We start from the raw sequence: 19,261 nt of genomic DNA, 5'->3' as shown, positions 1-19,261 counted from the left end.
GAGGTCCCGGCATCCATCATGGAGGAGTGAAACCATGACAGACCCCCTGCTGTCCGTCCGCGACTTCTCGGTCGTGTACGACGTCGACCCGCCCGTCGCGGCGGTGAAGAACGTCATGCTCGAGCTGCAGCGCGGCGAGATCCTCGGCCTCGCCGGAGAATCCGGCTGCGGCAAGACGACGCTCGCCTACGGCATCCAGCGCCTGCTCAAGGCGCCGGCCGTGATCACCGGCGGATCCGTCGTCTTCCACGACGCCGACGGAGAGGACATCGATGTGAACAGCCTCGGTGTCGAGGCGATGCGGCGCTTCCGGTGGGACAAGGTCTCCATGGTCTTCCAGGGCGCGATGAACGCCCTGAACCCGGTCGCCACGATCGGATCGCAGCTCGAGGACGTCTTCGAGGTGCACCGCCCAGGCATGAATCGCAAGCAGCGTCGGGATGCCGTCGCCGAGCTGCTCGAGATCGTCAAGGTCGGCGCACAGCGCGCCCGTTCCTTCCCGCACGAGCTCTCCGGCGGCATGCGCCAGCGCGTCATGATCGCGATGGCGCTCGCCCTCCGACCGCAGCTGATGGTCATGGACGAGCCGACCACCGCGCTCGACGTGCTCGTGCAGCGCGAGATCCTCCGCCAGATCTCGCAGCTGCGCCGCGAGTTCGGCTTCTCGGTCATCTTCATCACCCACGACCTGCCGCTGCTGCTCGAGATCAGCGACCGCATCGCGATCATGCGCGAGGGCGAGATCGTCGAACTGCAGACGGCAGAGGGGATCTGGCGCGACCCGCAGGATGTGTACACGAAGACGCTCCTGTCGTCGTTCCCGCGCCTCACCGGCGAGAAGGGGGTGGTGGTGCGATGAGCACCCTCGAAGTCAGCACCCTCGAAGTCCGCCATGTCAGCAAGGTCTACAACCTCCGCGGCGCCGGTCAGCTCACCGCGCTCGACGACGTCAGCTTCACGATCGACTCCGGCCAGACGATCGGCCTGGTCGGCCAGTCCGGCAGCGGCAAGTCCACGATCGCCAAGATCCTCACCCAGCTCGAGACGCCGACCACCGGCGAGGTTCTGCTCGACGGCAAGCCCATCCCGCGCCGCGGTGCGGGGCTCCGAAGCTACCGCCAGCAGCTGCGGATGGTCTTCCAGGACCCGTTCGCCTCGCTCAATCCGTACCACTCGATCCGCTATCACCTCGAGCGTCCGCTGCGACTGGACAAGGTCGTCCCCAAGGACGAGACCGAGGCCGAGGTCCGCCGGCTCCTCGAGCGGGTGCGTCTGATTCCGGACGCCGTCATCGATCGACGCCCGCATGAGCTCTCCGGCGGTCAGCGCCAGCGCATCGCGATCGCCCGTGCCCTGGCATCCCGACCGAAGATCCTCGTCGCGGATGAGCCGGTCTCGATGCTCGACGTGTCCATCCGCCTGGGCGTGCTCAACCTGCTCGCCGACCTGCAACGCGAAGAGGGGCTCGGTGTGCTGTACATCACGCACGACCTCGCCACCGCCCGCCACTTCAGCGACGAGATCATCGTCCTCAACCAGGGCCGCATCGTCGAGCAGGGCACGGCGGACGACGTGATCCTGCGTCCGCAGGATCCCTACACGCAGGAGTTGCGCGCAGCATCCCCCGATCCGGAGCGGTTCTTCGCGACGACCGGTTCCGCCGGTGACCTTGGAGGCGCCCGATGACCGCCGTCGAACCCCAGCTGCCGACGCCCGAGACACGCCCGGCCGTGGATGCCGTCGAGGCGGGCACCACCGCGACCCAGGTCGTCGCCGGTCACTCCCGCATCCCGTGGCGGTTCCTCGGCGGACGCGCCGCGTTCTACCTGTTCACGCTCTGGGCCGCGCTCACCATCAACTTCTTCCTGCCCCGCATGATGAAGGGCGATGCGGTCTCGCAGTACCTCTCGCGCAACCGCAACGTCTCACCGGAGGCCGCCGAGGCGCTGCGCGCGCTGCTCGGCCTCGACACGGACAAGAGCCTGTGGCAGCAGTATCTCGACTACTGGGGCCTGCTGCTGCGCGGCGACCTCGGCGTCTCCCTGCTGCACGGGCTGCGCCCCGTCACCGAGGTGATCTCCCAGGCACTGCCGTGGACGATCGGCCTGGTCGGGCTCGCGACCATCGTGTCCTTCGCGATCGGCACGATCGGCGGTGCGTTCATCGGCTGGCGCCGCGGCAGCAAGCTCGACGCCTTCATCCCGATCACGACGTTCCTCAGCACGATCCCGTACTTCTGGCTCGGGCTCGTCGCGATCGCCGTGTTCTCGGTGAACCTGCGCTGGTTCCCGATCGGCAAGGCGTACGGCGTCGGCATGGCGCCCGGCTGGAACCTCGAGTTCATCGGACAGGTGATCCATCACGGCACGCTCCCGCTCCTGACGATCGTGATCGCCTCGCTCGGCGGGTGGATGCTGGGCATGCGAAACATGATGCTGACCGTCCTGGACGAGGACTACATCACCGTCGCTCAGGCCAAGGGCATGCCGAACCGCCGGGTGCTGTGGGGCTACGCGGCTCGCAACGCCGTGCTGCCGCAGATCCAGAGCTTCGCGCTGTCGATCGGCTTCATCGTCGGCGGAACGATCGTCATGGAGATGGTCTTCAGCTACCCCGGCGTCGGCAAGCTGCTGCTGGATGCCACGAACGCCAAGGACTACGCGCTCATGCAGGGTGTCTTCCTCGTCATCACGCTGTCGGTGCTGGTCGCGAACATCCTCGCCGACATCGCCTACGCATTCCTCGACCCGCGCACGCGCCAGACGGAGGCCTGAGCCATGACCGCCACAGACGCCACTCAGCGCCGGAAAGCCGCCGGTACGCCGGAGACGCTGCTGCTGCGAACGACAGGACCAGGGGGACACCGGCCCGACCAGAGCTTCTGGTCGAAGCTCGTCTCTGCGTTCGCGATGTTCCGCAACGGCAAGTCGATCGCCGGTCTCGCCATCCTCGGCTTCTTCGTGCTCGTCGCGATCTTCGCCGATGTGCTCGCGCCCTACTCCCCGACGAAGGTCGACAACTCGGCCCGCCTCCAGCCGCCGTCCGCCGCGCACTGGCTCGGCACCACCCACATCGGCGAGGACGTGCTCAGCCAGGTGATCCACGGAACCCGCGGCGTCATCGTCGTCGGCTTCCTCGCGGCGGTCATCGCCACGCTGATCGCGATCACGGTCGGCGTGATCGCCGGGTATCTCTCCGGCTGGAAGAGCGAGGCGCTCTCGGCCCTGACCAACGTGTTCCTCGTGATCCCCGGGCTGCCGCTGATCATCATCGTCGCCTCGATGTTCGAGGAGCCGCCGCTCGTGCTGATCGCAGCCGTGCTCGGCATCACAGGGTGGGCGTGGGGTGCTCGTGTGCTCAGGGCCCAGACCATGTCGCTGCGCAACCGCGACTTCATCCAGGCCGCCCGCGCGAACGGCGAGCCGCTGAGCCGCATCATCACCGTCGAGATGCTGCCGAACCTCATGGCGCTGATCGCCGCGAGCTTCGTCGGAACCGTGACGGCGGCGATCCTCGGCCTCACGACGCTCTCGTACATCGGCGTGATCCCCGTGACCACCTACAACTGGGGCACGATCCTGAACTGGGCCTCTGCGCAGGGCGCGTTCGGTCGCAACCAGTGGTGGTGGTTCCTTCCTCCCGGGCTGTGCATCGCCGCGATCGGCGTCGCGCTGTCGCTGATCAACTTCGGCATCGACGAGTACGTCAACCCGCGCCTGCGCTCCGCCGGCGAGCGAGCACGCGCCATGAAGAAGAAGGGTCTCGACGTCAACGACGCCGTGACCACGGTTCGCAAAGACACCGTTCGCACCGATCTCGCCAGCACCGATCTCAAGAATCCTGGAAATGACTGAATCCCTCGTCGACACCTACCCGTATCGAGACACCGCTCTCACCATCTCCGAACGCGTCGCCGACCTCCTCGGGCGCATGACGCTCGAGGAGAAGGTCGGGCAGATGCTGCAGCTCGACGCGCGGGACGACCTCGACGACCACGTGCTGCGTCGGAACGTCGGTTCGATCCTGCACACCTCGCCGGAGCGCATCGTCGCCGCGCGCGAGCTGACGCTGCGCACTCGCCTGCAGATCCCGCTGATCGTCGGCGAGGACTGCATCCACGGTCACTCCTTCTGGCCTGGCGCCACGATCTACCCGACCCAGCTCGGCATGGCCGCGTCCTGGGACGCAGGCCTCGTCGAGAAGGTCGCGCGGGCGACGGCCGTCGAGGTCGCTGCCACCGGCATCCACTGGACCTTCTCGCCGGTGCTGTGCATCGCCCGCGACCTGCGCTGGGGACGCGTCAACGAGACCTTCGGCGAGGATCCGCACCTGATCGGCGAGCTCGCGAGTGCCATGGTGCGCGGCTACCAGGGCGAAGGGCTCGATGACCCGAGCGCGATCCTCGCGACGGCCAAGCACTTCGCCGGATACTCCGAGACGCAGGGCGGTCGGGATGCCTCGGAGGCCGACATCTCGCGCCGGAAGCTGCGCTCCTGGTTCCTGCCGCCGTTCGAGCGCGTGGCGCGCGAGGGATGCCGCTCGTTCATGCTCGGCTACCAGACCACGGACGGCGTGCCGATCACGCTCAACGAGTGGCTGCTCAGCGACGTGCTGCGCGGTGAGTGGGGCTACACCGGCACGCTCATCACCGACTGGGACAACGTCGGCCGGATGGTCTGGGAGCAGCATATCCAGCCCGACATCACGCATGCCGCAGCCGCCGCCGTGAAGGCCGGCAACGACATGATCATGACGACGCCCGCGTTCTTCGAGGGCGCGCTGGATGCCGTGGCCCGGGGCATGCTCGCGGAGGACGCCTTCGATGCCGCCGTCGAGCGGATCCTCACGCTGAAGTTCGAACTCGGCCTGTTCGAGGACCCGCGTCAGCCGCGCGAGGACGTCTCGTCCGTCGTGGGCACGGCGGAGCACGCGGAGCTGAACCTCGAGGTCACCCGTCGCTCGCTCGTGCTGCTGGAGAACGACGGACTACTGCCGTTGTCGCCGGCGCAGGCGAAGCGCATCGCCGTCGTGGGCCCGCTCGCGGACGACGACCAGGAGCAGCTCGGCGACTGGGCCGGCGGCTCAGGCCAAGCCGGATGGCTCGACGGGCAGCCGCGCGAGATGATCGCGACCGTGCTCGACGGGTTGCGTGAGATCGCCCCGTGGGAGGTCGTGCACGCGCGCGGCGCAGACATCCTGAGCCTCGAGCCGGATCCCGCCGGCGCCACCTGGCCCGATGGTCAGCCGCGCCCGCCGGTGGTCAGCCCGATCCCGGCCGACGAGGCGCAGATCGCCGAGGCGGTCGCTGCGGCTGCGTCGGCGGATGCCGTCGTCGCGGTCGTGGGCGATGCGCGGGGTCTGTATGGAGAGGGCCGCTCGACGGCCACGCTCGAACTCATCGGCGGGCAGGTCGAACTGCTCGACGCGCTGATCGAGACGGGGAAGCCCGTCGTGGTGGTGCTCATGGCATCCAAACCGCTGGTGCTGCCGGCATCCGTGCAGCGCGCCGCCGCCGTGCTGTGGGTCGCGAACCCGGGCATGCGGGGTGGGCGCGCGATCGCCGAGCTGATCACCGGGGCGATCGAACCGACCGGCCGCCTGCCGATCTCGTTCGCCCGGCACGCCGGTCAGCAGCCGACGTACTACAACCAGATTCGCGGACAGCACGGCGACCGCTACGCCGACCTCACGCAGTCCCCGGCCTGGGCGTTCGGCGAGGGGCGCTCGTACACGACGGTCACCTACGACGACCTCGTGATCGAAGAGGCTGCGCTCGCGGCATCCGACACGGTCACGGCGCACGTGACCGTCACCAACACCGGTGAGCGGCCGACCGTCGAGACCGTGCAGGTCTACGTGCGCGACCGGGTGACGAGCGTCAGCTGGACCGACAAGGAGCTCAAGACCTACCGCCAGGTCGCGCTGGCTCCGGGGGAGTCCGCACGCGTGCGCGTGGAGGTGCCGGTGGCCGAGTGCACGATCGTGGATGCCGCAGGCACCCGCGTCGTCGAGCCGGGAGAGTTCGCCCTGCTCGTCGGTCCGTCCTCGCGCGAGGACGCGCTGCTCGAGGCCGGCTTCACCGTCGCCTGAGCGTCGAGGCCCTCTCCCGCCGCGACTACAGTTGACCTGCCCCACTCGGGGCGTTCCCCCTGGAGTCCGCATGAGCATCCTCGACGATCGCGCCCGTTTTCGGCCGAACCCCTCCGTCCTCACGGCGCTGAAGAGCCCCCGCATCCTGACCCGCGAGGTGCTCGCCGGGCTCGTCGTGGGGCTCGCGCTCATCCCCGAGGCCATCGCTTTCTCGGTGATCGCCGGCGTCGACCCGAAGGTCGGGCTGTTCTCGTCGTTCATCATGGCCGTGTCGATCGCGTTCCTCGGCGGACGCCCGGCCATGGTCACCGCGGCCACCGGAGCGGTCGCCCTCGTGATCGCCCCGGTCGCGCCGACCTACGGCATCGACTACTTCATCGCGACTGTCCTGCTGGCGGGAGTCTTCCAGATCGTGCTCGCCGTGCTCGGCGTCGCGAAGCTCATGCGGTTCATCCCACGCAGCGTCATGACGGGATTCGTCAACGCTTTGGCGATCTTCGTGTTCAGCTCGCAGGTGCCGCATCTGCTGGGCGTGCCCTGGCTGGTGTACCCGCTCGTCGCGCTCGGCATCATCGTGATGATCGTCATGCCGCGCATCACGAAGGTGATTCCGGCGCCGCTGGTCTCGGTGATCATCGTGACGGCCGTGGTGATCGTTCTCGCCATCCAGGTGCCGACGGTCGGCGACCAGGGCGAGCTGCCGCGCAGCCTCCCGCAGCTGTTCATCCCTGACGTGCCCCTGACCTGGGAGACCTTCACGATCATCGCGCCGTACGCACTCGCGATGGCGGTCGTCGGGCTCATGGAGACGCTGCTCACCGCCAAGCTCGTCGATGAGATCACCGACACCCACTCCCGCAAGACCCGGGAGTCGTGGGCGCAGGGCGCAGCCAACATCCTGTCGGGCATCTTCGGCGGCATGGGCGGATGCGCCGTGATCGGCCAGACCATGATCAACGTCAAGGAGTCGGGCGCCCGCACGCGCCTGTCGACGTTCTTCGCCGGTGTCTTCCTGTTCCTGCTCGTGGTCGTCTTCGGCGATTTCGTCGCGACGATCCCGATGGCCGCGCTCGTCGCCGTGATGATCATGGTCGCGATCGGCGCGTTCGACTGGCACAGCGTGCGCCCGTCGACGCTGAAGCGGATGCCGAAGAGCGAGACCGCGGTCATGGTGCTGACCGTGCTCGCCGTCGTCGTCACGCACAACCTCGCGATCGGCGTCGTCGTGGGGGTGATCGTGGCATCCGTCCTGTTCGTCCGGCGCGTCGCGCACTTCGCGACGGTCACGAGGACCGTGACGACGGATGCCGCGCACTACGCCGTCGACGGCGAGCTGTTCTTCGCCTCCAGCAATGACCTCACGACGCAGTTCGAGTACAGCGCTGACCCGGACCGCGTCGTGATCGACCTGTCTCGTTCGCACGTGTGGGATGCGTCGACCGTCGCCGCACTCGACGCCATCGAGACCAAGTACGCCCGGCACGGCAAGACGGTGGAACTCATCGGCCTCAACGAGGCGAGCGGCCGCTTCCACGGACGACTCAGCGGCGGGTTCCCGCCGGCCTGATGCCGCCGGCTCTCACCCGGACGAGCGTTCAGGATGACTCTTGCGGGTGATGCCGGATCGTTCCGGACCGGGCACTGTGGGGGTATGGAGACCATGACGACATCGGTCCGAGACCGCGCCCGCCTGATCGGCATCGTCGCGACCGCGTCGGGAGCGGCCCTGTTCGCGGTGATCGGCTCCGGGCTTCTGGGCACCACCGCGCCGGGAGAACCGGACTTCGTGGCGCAGAATGTGCTCGGCCTTTCCGCAGCCGCCCTGCTCGGGCTGGGGATCATCGGCCTGCGACCGAGCCTGCAGCGACTCGCGGGCGGACGCCTCCTGAACTGGGGCCTGGTCATGATCTGGATCGGACTCGGCGCGTTGGCGGGTGGGCAAATTCTCGCGATCGCAGCGGAGGATGCGCAGGGAGCTCTGCTTGAGACCGCCGCGATCGCCGGCATCCCGCTGACCGTGGCGGCCCACCTGATCTACCTCGGGACGAGCCTCGTCGGGCTCGCTCTGCTGCGCGGACGCCGCGCGCCGATCGCACTGGGCGTGCTGCTCACGGCGAGTCTGCCGCTGCTGCTCGTCGGCGTCCCGCTCGGACTCGCGCTCGGCGACGGACCTCTCGGCGACGTGGTGACGTGGGTGTCGACCGAGGGGCAGGCCGGTGCGGCCTGGGTTGCCGTGGCGGTCGTCGAGATCAGTCGCCTGAGATCAGGAGGTTCCCCCGGATCAGGAGCCTTCGCGCCGAATCATCCTGATCTCGGTCACCTGTCCTGATCCCGGCGCCGCCGGTACCGCCGGTTGCGTACCCCCAGCAGGACGGATGCCAGGGCGGCGGCCACCACCGACGCCGTGAGCACGGCGACCTTGGCATGATCTGCGGCCGCGCTGCCTGCGGCGAAGCTGAGCTCGGCCACGAGCAGTGACACGGTGAATCCGATCCCGGCGAGGATGCCGACCCCGGCGATGTCGATCCAGCGCAATGCCGGGTCGAGGTCGATCCGCCGAATGCGGGTGATGATCCATGTCGCGGCCGTGATCCCGAGCGGCTTGCCGACCACGAGCGCGACGATGATGCCGATGACGATCGGGTCGGAGAACGCGGAGGCGAACCCGTCGGCGCCGCCGACCGCGACGCCGGCCGAGAAGAACGCGAACACCGGCACGGCGAACCCGGCCGACAGCGGACGGAACCGGTGCTCGAACTCCTCGGCGAGGCCGGGGCCGGCATCCTCGCCGCGGTCGGCTCTGCGGTGCAGCACGGGCACCGTGAATCCGAGCAGCACGCCGGCGATCGTCGCGTGGATGCCGGAGGCATGCAGCAGCGCCCACGCGACGAGCCCGATCGGAAGCAGGATGAACCAGGCCGCGGTGGGGCGCAGCCGGAAGAAGCGGCGGTACAGCTGCGCGATCGTGCCGTAGACGGCGATCACTCCGAGCGCGAGCAGGAGCGGCACCACCTCGACCGTCTCGGTGTAGAAGATCGCGATGATCCCGATCGCGATGAGGTCGTCGACCACGGCGAGGGTGAGCAGGAAGATCCGCAGGGCGCTGGGCAGGTGCGAGCCGATCACGGCGAGCACGGCGACGGCGAAGGCGATGTCGGTCGCGGTCGGGATCGCCCATCCGCGGGATGCCTCGGCGGAGCCGGCCGTCACGGCCAGGTAGATCAGGGCGGGCACGGCGACGCCGCCGACGGCGGCGACGATCGGCACGACCGCCGTGCTGAAACGGCGCAGGTCGCCGCTGACGAACTCGCGCTTGAGCTCGAGACCGACGAGGAAGAAGAAGATCGCCAGCAGACCGTCCGCCGCCCAGGCCCCGATGCTCAGGCGCAGGTGCCAGGGCTCGTATCCGACTTCGAAGTCACGGACCGCGAAGTACGTCTCGGCCCATGGCGAGTTCGCCCAGACCAGCGCGACGACGGCGCAGGCGACGAGCAGGATGCCGCCGACGGTCTCCTTGCGGAGGATCTCGCCGATGCGGATCGACTCCGAGGCGGAGGACGAGGGGAACAAGGAGCGGATGCGCGACATGGGCGCCTTTCGGGTCGACAGCAGTACATGTCGACCAGGCTTCCCGACGCTCCGCGGACCAGTTTAGCGGGGAGCTGTGAGGCTTGCGACTCGCTGAGCGACTTCCGGGGTCAGGCCTTCGGAAGCCGGGCGGTCGTGCCGCGGACGATCAACTCGAACGGCAGTTCGCCGTGCGCGGTGGGCTCGTCGCTCGCCTCGAGCTTGGCCAGTACGGCATCCGCCGCCCGCTCGCCCTGCGCGAGAGGGAACTGGTCGACCGTCGTGAGTCGGAAGAACTCGCCGAGCTCGTGGCCGTCGATGCCGACGACGGAGAGATCCTCCGGCACGCGATAGCCCAGGTCGCGCGCCGCGAGGACGGCTCCGATCGCCATCTCGTCGGACGCCGCGAACACAGCGGTCGGGCGCGGTCCAGGACGCCCGAGCAGCTGCTTCGCCGCTCGATACCCGCCGTCGACCGTGAAGTCGGCCGGCTCGAGATACGCGGACTTCGGCGTGATTCCGGCATCCGCCAGCGCCTGCTCGAAACCGAGCCTGCGGTTCGTGGGGATGTGGAAGTCGATGTCGAACTCCGGGTTCGCGCCGATGTGCGCGATCTCGGTGTGGCCGAGTGCCAGCAGATGCTCTGTGGCCAGGCGCGCGAGCGCGAAGTCGTCGACGGTCAGAGTGTCGAGCCGCGGGTTGGGCCCGCCGATCGCGATCACCGGCAGGTCGAGTGCGAGCAGCTGCTCCGTCTCCTCCTCGTCGAGCTCGATGGCCACCGCGATGACCGCATCCACCCGCTGACGACGAAGCGCGACGTCGAAGACGTCCTTGCGGACGGCTTCGTCGGCGGTGATGTTGTACAGCGTGATGTCGTAGCCCTGACGCATGAGCGCACTCGAGACGCCCGAGAGCACGGTGCTGAAGAACCACCGGTCGAGGAACGGCACCACGACGCCGACGTTGCGCGTGCGTCCTGACGCCAGGCTCGATGCCCGCGAGGACACCACGTAGCCGAGCTGCCTGGCCGCGATCGTCACGCGTTCGCGGGACGCGGCGGACACGTAGCCGCGACCGCTGAGGGCGCGCGAGACCGTGGCCGTGGACAGCCCGGCCAGACGCGCGACCTCATCGATGCTGACCATGGGCCGGTGTCAGGCCTTCGTGTACCAGGCTGCGTGGTCGGTCGGCAGCGCCGTGCCCTCGAACGGCTGGCTCTGCGCGACGAAGGCCACGCCTTCGCCGAGTTCGAGCGGCTCTGCACCGAGGTTGACCGCGACGTGCAGGTCGCCTCGGCGGAAGGCGACCGCGCTCGCGCCGAGGTCCTCCCACACCAACGAGCCGATGCCGAGCTCGCGCTCGCGACGCAGGGTGAGCAGGTGCTTGTACAGGTTGAGGGTGGATGTCGCATCCGACGCCTCGGCGTCGCGGGCGAAGGATGCCCACTCGGCCGGCTGCGGCAGCCACGAGTCGCCGGTGGTGTTGAAGCCGAACGCCGGAGCGGCGGCCTCCCACGGCAGCGGCACGCGGCATCCGTCACGGCCGTAGCGCTCGCCGTTCGTGCGGAACCACGTCGGGTCCTGACGGAACGCGTCGGGGATCTCCATGGCCTCAGGCAGTCCGAGCTCCTCGCCCTGGTACAGGTACGAGGACCCGGGCAGCGACAGCATCACGGTCGTCGCGGCGCGCGCGCGGGCGAGCCCGGTGGCCTGGTCCGGCTTGCCAGCGGACAGCGGCCCGATGCCGTCGCCCTGCGGGCTGTCGGCCGTCAGCGCCAGGCGCGACGCGTGCCGGATGACGTCGTGGTTCGACAGCACCCAGGTGCTGGGCGCTCCGACCGAGCCGAACTCGTCGAGCGATTCGCGGATGATGTCGCCGATCTTCTCAGCGTCCCACTCGGTCATCATGTACGGGAAGTTGAACGTCTGGTGCATCTCGTCCGGGCGCACCCACAGCGCGGTCTTCTTCAGCGTGGGGAGCCACGCCTCGCCGCACAGGGCGCGGTCGCCGTCGTACTCGGCGAGCACCTGGTGCCAGTCGCGGTAGATGTCGTGCACGCCGTCCTGACCCCAGTACGGCACGTCCTCCTCGCCGCCGCCCATCGAGTCGGCCTCGATCGGGGGCGTGTAGTCGGGCAGTCCGTCGGCCTTGATCATGCCGTGCGCCACGTCGACGCGGAAGCCGTCGACGCCGCGGTCGAGCCAGAAGCGCAGGACGCCGCGGAACTCCTCGCGGACCTCTTCGTTCGTCCAGTCGAAGTCGGGCTGCGACGGGTCGAAGATGTGCAGGTACCACTGGCCGGGGGTGCCGTCCGGTTCGGTGACGCGAGTCCACTGCCCGCCGCCGAACACGCTCTCCCAGTTATTCGGGGGCAGCTCGCCGTTCTCGCCGTTGCCGTCGCGGAAGATGTAGCGCGCCCGCTCCGGGCTGCCTGGTGCCGCCTGCAGGGCCTGCTGGAACCATACGTGCTGGTCGGAGGAGTGGTTCGGGACGAGGTCGACGATGACCCGGATGCCACGGGCGTGGGCCTGCGCGAGCATCTCATCGAAGTCGGCCAGGGTGCCGAACAGCGGGTCGACATCGCGGTAGTCGGCGACGTCGTACCCGGCGTCCTTCTGCGGGCTGGTCATGAACGGGCTCAGCCAGATCGCGTCGATGCCGAGCTCGCCCAGCGCGTCGAGGCGGCTCGTGATCCCCGGCAGGTCGCCGATGCCGTCGCCGGAGGCGTCGGCGAAGGAACGCGGATAGATCTGGTAGATCACGGCACTGCGCCACCACTCGGAACCGGGCGCGGCGAACTGTTCGAGCTCTGTCATGGGGACGAGCCTACTGCAAACGCTTACAGGTGCGCTAGATCGCGGATCGAATCGGTTCGAGAGGTGCCCAGGATCAGCCGCCGAGGACGATGTTCGCCGGCGTCTCGCCGCGCAGCATCCGTTCGATCTGCTTGCGGATGAGGCGGGTGATGCGCGGGTTCATCGCGGTGGATGCTCCGCCCACATGCGGTGCGATGAGGACGCCATCGGTCGTCCAGAGCGGGTGCTCGGCGGGAAGCGGCTCTGGGTCGAGAACGTCCAGCGCCGCACGGATGCGACCCTTCTCGCGTGCCAGCGCATCGGTATCGATGAGCGTTCCGCGGCCGACGTTGACGAGCAGGGCGCCGTCGGCCAGACGGCCGAGCATCTCGTCGTCGAAGAGGTGGTGGGTCGCGGCACCGCCGGGCAGCGTCAGGATGACGATCTCGGCATCCGCGACGAGGTCGGGCAGCTCATCGATCGCGTGCACCTGCACGCGCCCGAGGCGCTCGTGCCACACGGGGCGGGCTGTGCGGGCGACCACGGTGAGGTCGACCTCGAAGGGCTCCAGGCGCAGCGCGATCGCCTCGCCGACGCCGCCGAATCCGACGAGCAGCACCTTGCGGTCGGCCAGGCTCTCTGCGAACACCGGCGACCACGCGCCGCTCTGCTGGGCGAGCACGAATCGGGGCAGCTGCCGCTGCGCGGCCAGCGTCAGCGCGAGTGCGAGCTCTGCCGTCGAGGTCTCGTGGACGCTCGCGGCATTGGCGAAGGGGATGCCGGCCGGCAGGGCGTCTTCGACGCCGTCGTAGCCGATCGACTGGCTCTGCACGAGGCCGATGTCGAGACCTTCGAGCGCGCCGAGCGCCTTGGCGCCCTCCATGTACGGTCCGACCACGAGGTCGATGCGCTCGCGCGGGGCCGGCGACTTCAGATCCCAGACCTCGAGATCCACCCCCTCGGGGAGCGCGCCGAGGTTCTCGGCGAGGCGTGCGGTGGGGACGGTGACGAAGAGACTCACCCTCCGAGCCTATCGAGGCGGTGAGCCTCTCGACCGCCGGACAGCACGCGGAGTACGCTCGGCCTCAGTTCCCCCAACCCGAGGAGACACCATGATTCCCGAGATCAACTACTGGGCCGTGCTGCTCGCGATGCTCTCGAGCATGGTCGTCGGATCGCTCTGGTACACGCCGAAGCTGTTCGGCACGCGCTGGGCTCGACTCGCGAACGTCGACATGACCGGATCGGCGCGCAGCGCCGTGTGGCCGATCGTCACCACAGTGATCGTCAGCTTCATCACCGCATGGGTGCTCGCCGGGGCATCCGCCATCGCCTGGCACTTCTACGAAGGATCGTTCTTCATCGGCACGATCGTGACGGCGATCCTGCTGTGGGCCGGGTTCACGGCCGCGCGATTCATCACCCACGACGCGTTCGAGGGCCGCCCAACCGCACTGACCACGCTGAACATCGCGCACGAGCTGGTCACGGTGGTCATCATGGCCATCATCATCGGCGTCTGGCCGCCCGCTGGCACCGTCTGAAACGGGCGACGCTTCGACTCGCTCGACGACCTGCGCGAGCCGGACGTGGCTAAGCGGCGACGCGGACGATCGCGGAGATCGCGCTCGTGAAGAAGCCGAGGCCGTCGGTGCCCGAGCGCATCGCAGCCGAGGTGTCAGGGCCGAAGCCCGGCTCGGTCGCGTGCTCTGGGTGCGGCATGAGGCCGACGACGTTCCCTGCCTCGTTCGTGATCCCCGCGATGTCGCGCAGCGATCCGTTCGGGTTGAGGCCCGCGTAGCGGAAGGCCACCAGACCCTCCCCCTCGAGGCGATCGAGCGTCTCCTCCGAGGCGATGTAGCCGCCCTCGCCGTTCTTCAGCGGGATGACGATCTCCTGGCCGGTCTTGAACTGATTGGTCCAGGCGGTATCGGAGTTCTCGACCGTGAGCTTCTGGTCGCGACGCACGAAGTGCTGGTGGTCGTTGCGGATCAGTCCGCCGGGCAGCAGATGCGCCTCGACGAGCATCTGGAATCCGTTGCAGATCCCGAGCACGGGCAGGCCGTTCGCCGCGGCGTCCTTCACCTCGGTCATGATCGGCGAGAGCGCGGCGATGGCGCCGGAGCGCAGGTAGTCGCCGTAACTGAAACCGCCGGGCAGCACGAGCGCGTCGACACCGTCGAGGTCGTGCGAGCCGTGCCACAGGGCGACGGGCTCTGCGCCCGCCAGGCGGACGGCGCGCTGCGCGTCGCGGTCGTCCAGCGATCCCGGCCAGGTGATGACGCCGATGCGGACCGTCATTCGACGACCTCGATGCCGACGACGTCCTCGATCACGGCGTTCGACAGCACGTCTTCGGCGATCTTCTTCGCCTCGGCGAGAACCTCGTCGGTGACGTCGCCCTCGACGGTGAGCTCGAAGCGCTTGCCGATGCGCACGTCGCTGAAGCTCGTCACGCCGAGTCGTGAGAACGCGCCGGAGACGGCCTTCCCCTGAGGGTCGAGCAGTTCGGACTTGGGCATGACGTCGACGACGATGGTGGGCATGAACGGCTCCGGATGTCGCGGGAAGGCGGGCACGCCAAGTCTAGCGGCCGTGCGTGCACTCACCCCCGCCGGGGCGGGAAGGCAATGCCCAGGCGGACGACGTACCCCCCGGCTGCGTCCGCCCGGGCATGTCGAGAGTCTGACTCATCGACGCTCCAGCACCCTGTTACCCCAGCGGCGAGAAGTGTCCCTGCACTGGCAGGCTAGAGTCAACGCACAGATGTCGCACCGTGGAGAGTGACGGGGCTCGCCACTCTCCAACAGTCGTCCTCGGGGGGGAGTGGCGCGTGAAGCTCAATGAACTGGCGGCTCGGAGCGGAGTCAGGAGAACCACGCTCAAGCACTGGATCAGGGTAGGGATCCTGCCTCCGGGGCGACTGCGCAATCACACCACAGCGGTCTACGAGCAGCGTCACGTCGATCGGGCGCAGCTCATCGCCGTGCTGCGGGACTCGTACGGAGCATCCACCGCCGCGATCAAGTCGCTCACCGATCTGATCGACTCCGAGGGTGTGCTGACGCTCGACGTCATGAACGCCTGCCAGGCGTTCGCGCTCGGAGTGCCGGAGGAGGGCGTCTCCGACCCCGACTACGAGATCTATCGCGAGCGCACCTACGAGCTGATGCGTCGCCGCGACTGGCGCGGCTACCCCGGTGCGGCCGAGCAGGGCCTCGCGCATGCACTCGCGCAGGCTTCGGCGGTCGGCCTCGCCTACGACGTCGACGAGCTCATGGCGTACGCCGACGCCCTGGAGCCGCTCGCAGCCCCGAACGTCGCCGCCCTCCAGCCGGACGGCTCGCCCGACGTGGTCGCGCGGCGGATGCTGCTCGCCATCAACGCCCGCGCGCGACAGCTCGTCGCGGTGAGCAGTCTGGCGCATGCGGCGATCGCCATCCGCTCCGCGATCGAGCGCGGCGTCGCTCCGCCGGATCTCGCAATGCCGCCGCCCGCGCCGGAGCGGTAGCGCAGACGAAGAGCAACCGCGCAGCCGCCGGAGCGTCAGCGCCGCGGCGTCAGGCCGAGTGGAAGACGGTGTGCAGGTCGCCGATCGCCTCGCGGCCGCCGAGACCGTCGATCTCGAACAGCACCGAGATGCCGGAGACGTGCGAGCCCAGGCGCTCGATCAGCTGCCGACCCGCGGCGAGGGTGCCGCCGGTGGCCAGGACGTCGTCGATGAGAAGCACGCGCGAGCCCGCCGGGAGATCGTCGTGCATCTCGACCGTCGCGGTCCCGTATTCGAGTGCGTAGTCCACGGATGCCGCAGGGCGCGGGAGCTTGCCCGCCTTGCGGATCGGGATCAGGCCGACACGGGCCGCGATCGCAGCGGTCCCCGCGATCAGGAAGCCTCGCGCCTCGATCCCCGCGACATAGTCGAACTGACCGGCGAACGGCTCGATGATCGCCTCGGTCGTGACGCGCAGCGCCTCGGCGTCGGCCAGCAGCGGCGTGATGTCGCGGAACAGGATGCCGGGTTCCGGGTAGTCCGGGATGCTGCGGATCAGCGATTCGGCGCGGACGAGGGCGGGAGACAGCTCGGCTGAGGGCACCGTCTCAGGCTACCGGAGCCGTTCAGGGCGCATCGCGCAGCTGTTCGATCCCGCGGATCAGCGCATCGCGGCCGAAGCGATAGGAGCGCTCGGCGTCGCCGAGTCCGTAGTCCTCGCCCGCGGCCTGTCCGACGCGGCCAGAGACCGGGCAGTGCTGTTCCTGGACGAGCCGACCACGGCCCTGGACCCCGCGGATGCGCCGAAGTGTGGCTGGCCGTGCAGGAGGCCGCCGCGCGCGGACCGCCGTGCTGCTGACCACGCACTGTCTGGACGAAGCGGATCGCCTGGCCGGTCGCATCGCGGTGATGCAGAGCGGTCGGGTGATCGCCGAGGGCTCGCCCGCAGAGCTGAAGCGGTCGATCGGCGGTGACCGCATCGTCGTCACACCGTCGGCTCCCTCCGAGCTGGATGCGGTCGAAGGCGCGATCGTCGGTGCCGGCCTCGTACCCGACGTCGACTCCGACGCCGGATGGGTCACGGTGGCAGCCCCTGGTGGCACCGCCGAGCTCGTTCGCGTGGTGAGAGCAATCGATGAATCCGGCATCCCGTTGGCGGACTGCGAACTGCGCCGCCCACCCTCGACGATGTCTTCCTCGCCCTCACAGCGAAGGAGTCCCGATGAACGCCACACTCACCCACGCCTGGGTCCTAACGCAGCGCGAGCTGCTGCACTGGGCTCGGCAGCCGATCATGCCGGTGTTCAACCTCGCGTTCTCGGTGATGCTGCTCCTCATGTTTCGGGTTGCTCTTCGGTGGCGCGATGGACGTGCCCGGCGGCGCGGATGGCCGCAGACGCCAAGCGGGGCATCACCGACCGGTTCCGGTCGTTGCCGATAGGCGGCTCAGCGGTTGCTCTCGGGCGCAGCGGCGCTGCTCGCGCTGCTTCTGCTGCTCTGGCTGCGCTACTCGCTCATCTGGTTGGGAATCTTCCTCGGGCTCACTTTCCGGACCGAGGGAGCCTCGACTGCCATCCAGGTGCTGGTGTGGCCGATAGCGTTCGCCTCGAACGCGTTCGTGGCGCCCGAGACGATGCCCGCCTGGCTGCAGCCGGTGGCCGACTGGAATCCGATCTCCGCCACCGCCACGGCGACGCGGGAGCTGTTCGGAAACGCCACAGGCATCACCGCGGCGTGGCAGGTCGACGCATCCATGTGGCTCGCCATCGCCTGGCCGCTCGTCATCACGCTCGTGTTCCTGCCCCTCTCGGCGCGCGCCTACCGGCGACTTCGTCACTGACGCTTGACAGTCGTGGGAGCGATCCCATACATTGGCTCAAGAAGACGTGAGAGCGCTCCCACGGACGACTCACCGCACCATCCTGCTGCACCAACCACTGCACTACATCCACCGACACAAAGGAGTGACCTGTGAACACGCATGCCCGCCGACGGATGCTGGCGACAGCTGCCGTCGCATCCATCTCGGCCCTCGCCCTCGCCGGCTGCGCCGCCACCACCGGCGACGACCAGGGCGCCGGCCCCGACGAGGACGTCACGCTGACCATCACCACGTTCGGAACGTTCGGCTACGACGACCTCTACAAGGAGTACGAGGACCTGCACCCGAACGTCACGATCGAGGCGACCAACATCGACACGGGCGGCAACGCCCGCACCGACGCCTTCACGAAGATCGCTGCCGGCTCAGGACTCAGCGACATCGTCGCGATCGAGGAGGGCTGGCTCGGCGCGATCATGGACGTCTCCGACACCTTCGCCGACCTGCGCGACTACGGCATCGAGGACCGCAAGGGCGACTGGGTCGACTGGAAGTACGCCCAGGGCACCGATGCGGAAGGCCGCGTCATCGGCTACGGCACCGACATCGGCCCGAGCGGTATCTGCTACAACGGCGCGGCCTTCGAGGCTGCAGGGCTCCCCAGTGACCGCGAGTCCGTCGCCGAGCTGCTCACCGGCGACTGGGAGAACTTCTTCGCCGTGGGCCAGGAGTACACCGACAAGACCGGCAAGGCCTGGTACGACCACTCCGGATTCGTCTGGAACGCCATGGTCAACCAGCTCGAGGAGGGCTACTACACGGCTGACGGCGAACTCAACGTCGACGGCAACGCCGAGCTGCAGCAGCGATTCGAGCTGCTGGGCGCTGCGACCGAGGGCGGGCAGTCCGCTGCCCAGGCCGCATGGGACTGGAACGGCGGCAAGTCATTCGTCGACGGCACGTTCGCGACCTTCGTGTGCCCCGGCTGGATGCTGGGCGTCGTGCAGGGTCAGGTCGAGGCCGGCGGCGGTGACGCAGGGACCGGCTGGGACTTCGCCGACGTGTTCCCCGGAGGTGCCGCGAACTGGGGTGGCGCATGGCTGTCCGTTCCCGAGAGCTCCGCGCACAAGGAGGCAGCAGCGGCCCTCGCCGACTGGCTGACCCAGCCCGAGCAGCAGGTCAAGCAGTCGGCAGCGGCCGGCAACTTCCCCTCGACGGTGAAGGCGCAGGAGACCCTCGCGGCGGATGCGACGCCGAACGCGTTCTTCAACGATGCACCCACCGGCGCGATTCTCGCCGAGCGTGCGAAGGGCGTCGTGGCGCAGTTCAAGGGCGCTGACGACTCCGTCATCCAGGAGAACGTCTTCGGTCCGGCGCTGAGCGCACTCGATCGCGGCGAGACCGACACCCAGGGCGCCTGGGATCAGGCCATCCAGCTCCTGAACGAGCTCGTCGGCTGACCTTTCCGCCACACTCAGGTCGCAGTTTCTGTCGCTC

19 protein-coding genes are annotated in these 19,261 nt (G+C 68.8%); 11 read left to right on the top strand and 8 right to left on the bottom strand.

Annotated features, from left to right (window positions below):
* Positions 1 to 34: 34 nt before the first annotated feature.
* From KHB019_RS08480 to KHB019_RS08450, 7 genes are all read left to right on the top strand, one after another.
* The gene (locus KHB019_RS08480) at positions 35 to 859 is read left to right on the top strand and encodes an ABC transporter ATP-binding protein (protein WP_337458660.1); all 825 of its coding nucleotides are present in this window, start codon (positions 35 to 37) and stop codon (positions 857 to 859) included.
* Positions 856 to 1,686, top strand: coding sequence for an ABC transporter ATP-binding protein (locus KHB019_RS08475; protein WP_337458659.1), 831 nt, complete (start codon positions 856 to 858; stop codon positions 1,684 to 1,686). The genes KHB019_RS08480 and KHB019_RS08475 overlap by 4 nt, the downstream gene beginning before the upstream one ends.
* The gene (locus KHB019_RS08470) at positions 1,683 to 2,774 is read left to right on the top strand and encodes an ABC transporter permease (RefSeq protein ID WP_230101773.1); all 1,092 of its coding nucleotides are present in this window, start codon (positions 1,683 to 1,685) and stop codon (positions 2,772 to 2,774) included. Before KHB019_RS08475 ends, KHB019_RS08470 begins: the two co-directional genes overlap by 4 nt.
* A gap of 3 nt (positions 2,775 to 2,777) precedes the next feature.
* Positions 2,778 to 3,854: an ABC transporter permease gene (locus KHB019_RS08465; protein WP_414684016.1), complete on the top strand. Its 1,077-nt coding sequence runs from the start codon at positions 2,778 to 2,780 to the stop codon at positions 3,852 to 3,854.
* Entirely contained in the window at positions 3,847 to 6,090 is a 2,244-nt protein-coding gene (locus tag KHB019_RS08460) for a glycoside hydrolase family 3 N-terminal domain-containing protein (RefSeq protein WP_337458658.1), read from the top strand. The genes KHB019_RS08465 and KHB019_RS08460 overlap by 8 nt, the downstream gene beginning before the upstream one ends.
* 70 nt (positions 6,091 to 6,160) lie before the next feature.
* Positions 6,161 to 7,657 (top strand): SulP family inorganic anion transporter, encoded by a 1,497-nt coding sequence (locus KHB019_RS08455; protein WP_337458657.1) that lies wholly within the window; start codon positions 6,161 to 6,163, stop codon positions 7,655 to 7,657.
* An 84-nt stretch (positions 7,658 to 7,741) separates the two neighbouring features.
* Positions 7,742 to 8,419 carry a hypothetical protein gene (locus tag KHB019_RS08450; RefSeq protein ID WP_337458656.1) on the top strand — a complete coding sequence of 226 codons (678 nt, stop codon included), beginning with the start codon at positions 7,742 to 7,744 and terminating at the stop codon, positions 8,417 to 8,419.
* On the opposite strand, the gene nhaA is transcribed toward KHB019_RS08450, so the two are convergent.
* The 4 genes from nhaA to KHB019_RS08430 form a co-directional block, all read right to left on the bottom strand.
* Positions 8,407 to 9,678 carry a Na+/H+ antiporter NhaA gene (gene nhaA, locus KHB019_RS08445; RefSeq protein WP_337458655.1) on the bottom strand — a complete coding sequence of 424 codons (1,272 nt, stop codon included), beginning with the start codon at positions 9,676 to 9,678 and terminating at the stop codon, positions 8,407 to 8,409. The two genes, KHB019_RS08450 and nhaA, sit on opposite strands and share 13 nt — an antisense overlap.
* A 110-nt stretch (positions 9,679 to 9,788) precedes the next feature.
* The gene (locus KHB019_RS08440) at positions 9,789 to 10,802 is read right to left on the bottom strand and encodes a LacI family DNA-binding transcriptional regulator (protein WP_337458654.1); all 1,014 of its coding nucleotides are present in this window, start codon (positions 10,800 to 10,802) and stop codon (positions 9,789 to 9,791) included.
* A 9-nt stretch (positions 10,803 to 10,811) separates the two neighbouring features.
* Positions 10,812 to 12,473 (bottom strand): glycoside hydrolase family 13 protein, encoded by a 1,662-nt coding sequence (locus KHB019_RS08435; RefSeq protein ID WP_337458653.1) that lies wholly within the window; start codon positions 12,471 to 12,473, stop codon positions 10,812 to 10,814.
* Between the two features lie 73 nt (positions 12,474 to 12,546).
* The gene (locus KHB019_RS08430) at positions 12,547 to 13,473 is read right to left on the bottom strand and encodes an NAD(P)-dependent oxidoreductase (RefSeq protein WP_337458652.1); all 927 of its coding nucleotides are present in this window, start codon (positions 13,471 to 13,473) and stop codon (positions 12,547 to 12,549) included.
* Between the two features lie 91 nt (positions 13,474 to 13,564).
* Between KHB019_RS08430 and KHB019_RS08425 the strand changes: the two genes are divergently transcribed.
* On the top strand, positions 13,565 to 13,996 hold the full coding sequence (locus KHB019_RS08425) for a DUF1761 domain-containing protein (RefSeq protein ID WP_337458651.1): 432 nt from the start codon (positions 13,565 to 13,567) through the stop codon (positions 13,994 to 13,996).
* Between the two features lie 49 nt (positions 13,997 to 14,045).
* Here KHB019_RS08425 and purQ read toward each other — a convergent pair whose 3' ends face one another.
* Both purQ and purS read right to left on the bottom strand, forming a co-directional pair.
* Positions 14,046 to 14,753, bottom strand: coding sequence for a phosphoribosylformylglycinamidine synthase subunit PurQ (gene purQ / locus KHB019_RS08420; RefSeq protein ID WP_337458650.1), 708 nt, complete (start codon positions 14,751 to 14,753; stop codon positions 14,046 to 14,048).
* Positions 14,750 to 14,998, bottom strand: a complete 249-nt coding sequence (gene purS / locus KHB019_RS08415) for a phosphoribosylformylglycinamidine synthase subunit PurS (protein WP_325472258.1) — start codon at positions 14,996 to 14,998, stop codon at positions 14,750 to 14,752. Before purS ends, purQ begins: the two co-directional genes overlap by 4 nt.
* 287 nt (positions 14,999 to 15,285) lie before the next feature.
* On the opposite strand from purS, the gene KHB019_RS08410 reads away from it, so the two are divergent.
* Entirely contained in the window at positions 15,286 to 15,963 is a 678-nt protein-coding gene (locus KHB019_RS08410; RefSeq protein WP_230101730.1) for a MerR family transcriptional regulator, read from the top strand.
* A 49-nt stretch (positions 15,964 to 16,012) separates the two neighbouring features.
* Here the strand turns inward: KHB019_RS08410 and KHB019_RS08405 are convergent, their stop codons facing one another.
* Both KHB019_RS08405 and KHB019_RS08400 read right to left on the bottom strand, forming a co-directional pair.
* Complete coding sequence (locus tag KHB019_RS08405) at positions 16,013 to 16,546, bottom strand: adenine phosphoribosyltransferase (RefSeq protein WP_230101729.1); 534 nt, start codon at positions 16,544 to 16,546, stop codon at positions 16,013 to 16,015.
* Between the two features lie 22 nt (positions 16,547 to 16,568).
* On the bottom strand, positions 16,569 to 16,931 hold the full coding sequence (locus KHB019_RS08400) for a hypothetical protein (protein WP_337458649.1): 363 nt from the start codon (positions 16,929 to 16,931) through the stop codon (positions 16,569 to 16,571).
* A 464-nt stretch (positions 16,932 to 17,395) separates the two neighbouring features.
* Here KHB019_RS08400 and KHB019_RS08395 point away from each other — a divergent pair, with 464 nt between their 5' ends.
* Together KHB019_RS08395 and KHB019_RS08390 are read left to right on the top strand one after the other, a co-directional pair.
* Positions 17,396 to 17,782 (top strand): ABC transporter permease, encoded by a 387-nt coding sequence (locus KHB019_RS08395; RefSeq protein ID WP_230101726.1) that lies wholly within the window; start codon positions 17,396 to 17,398, stop codon positions 17,780 to 17,782.
* A 131-nt stretch (positions 17,783 to 17,913) separates the two neighbouring features.
* A complete protein-coding gene (locus KHB019_RS08390) occupies positions 17,914 to 19,224 on the top strand; it encodes an ABC transporter substrate-binding protein (RefSeq protein WP_337458648.1) in 1,311 nt (436 codons plus the stop codon).
* Positions 19,225 to 19,261 lie beyond the last annotated feature (37 nt).

This window comes from Microbacterium sp. KHB019 (assembly GCF_037285405.1).
Taxonomy (GTDB): Bacteria; Actinomycetota; Actinomycetes; order Actinomycetales; family Microbacteriaceae; genus Microbacterium.
The sequence above is the reverse complement of the archived record's forward strand: the minus strand, read 5'-3'. Positions and strand labels throughout refer to the sequence as shown.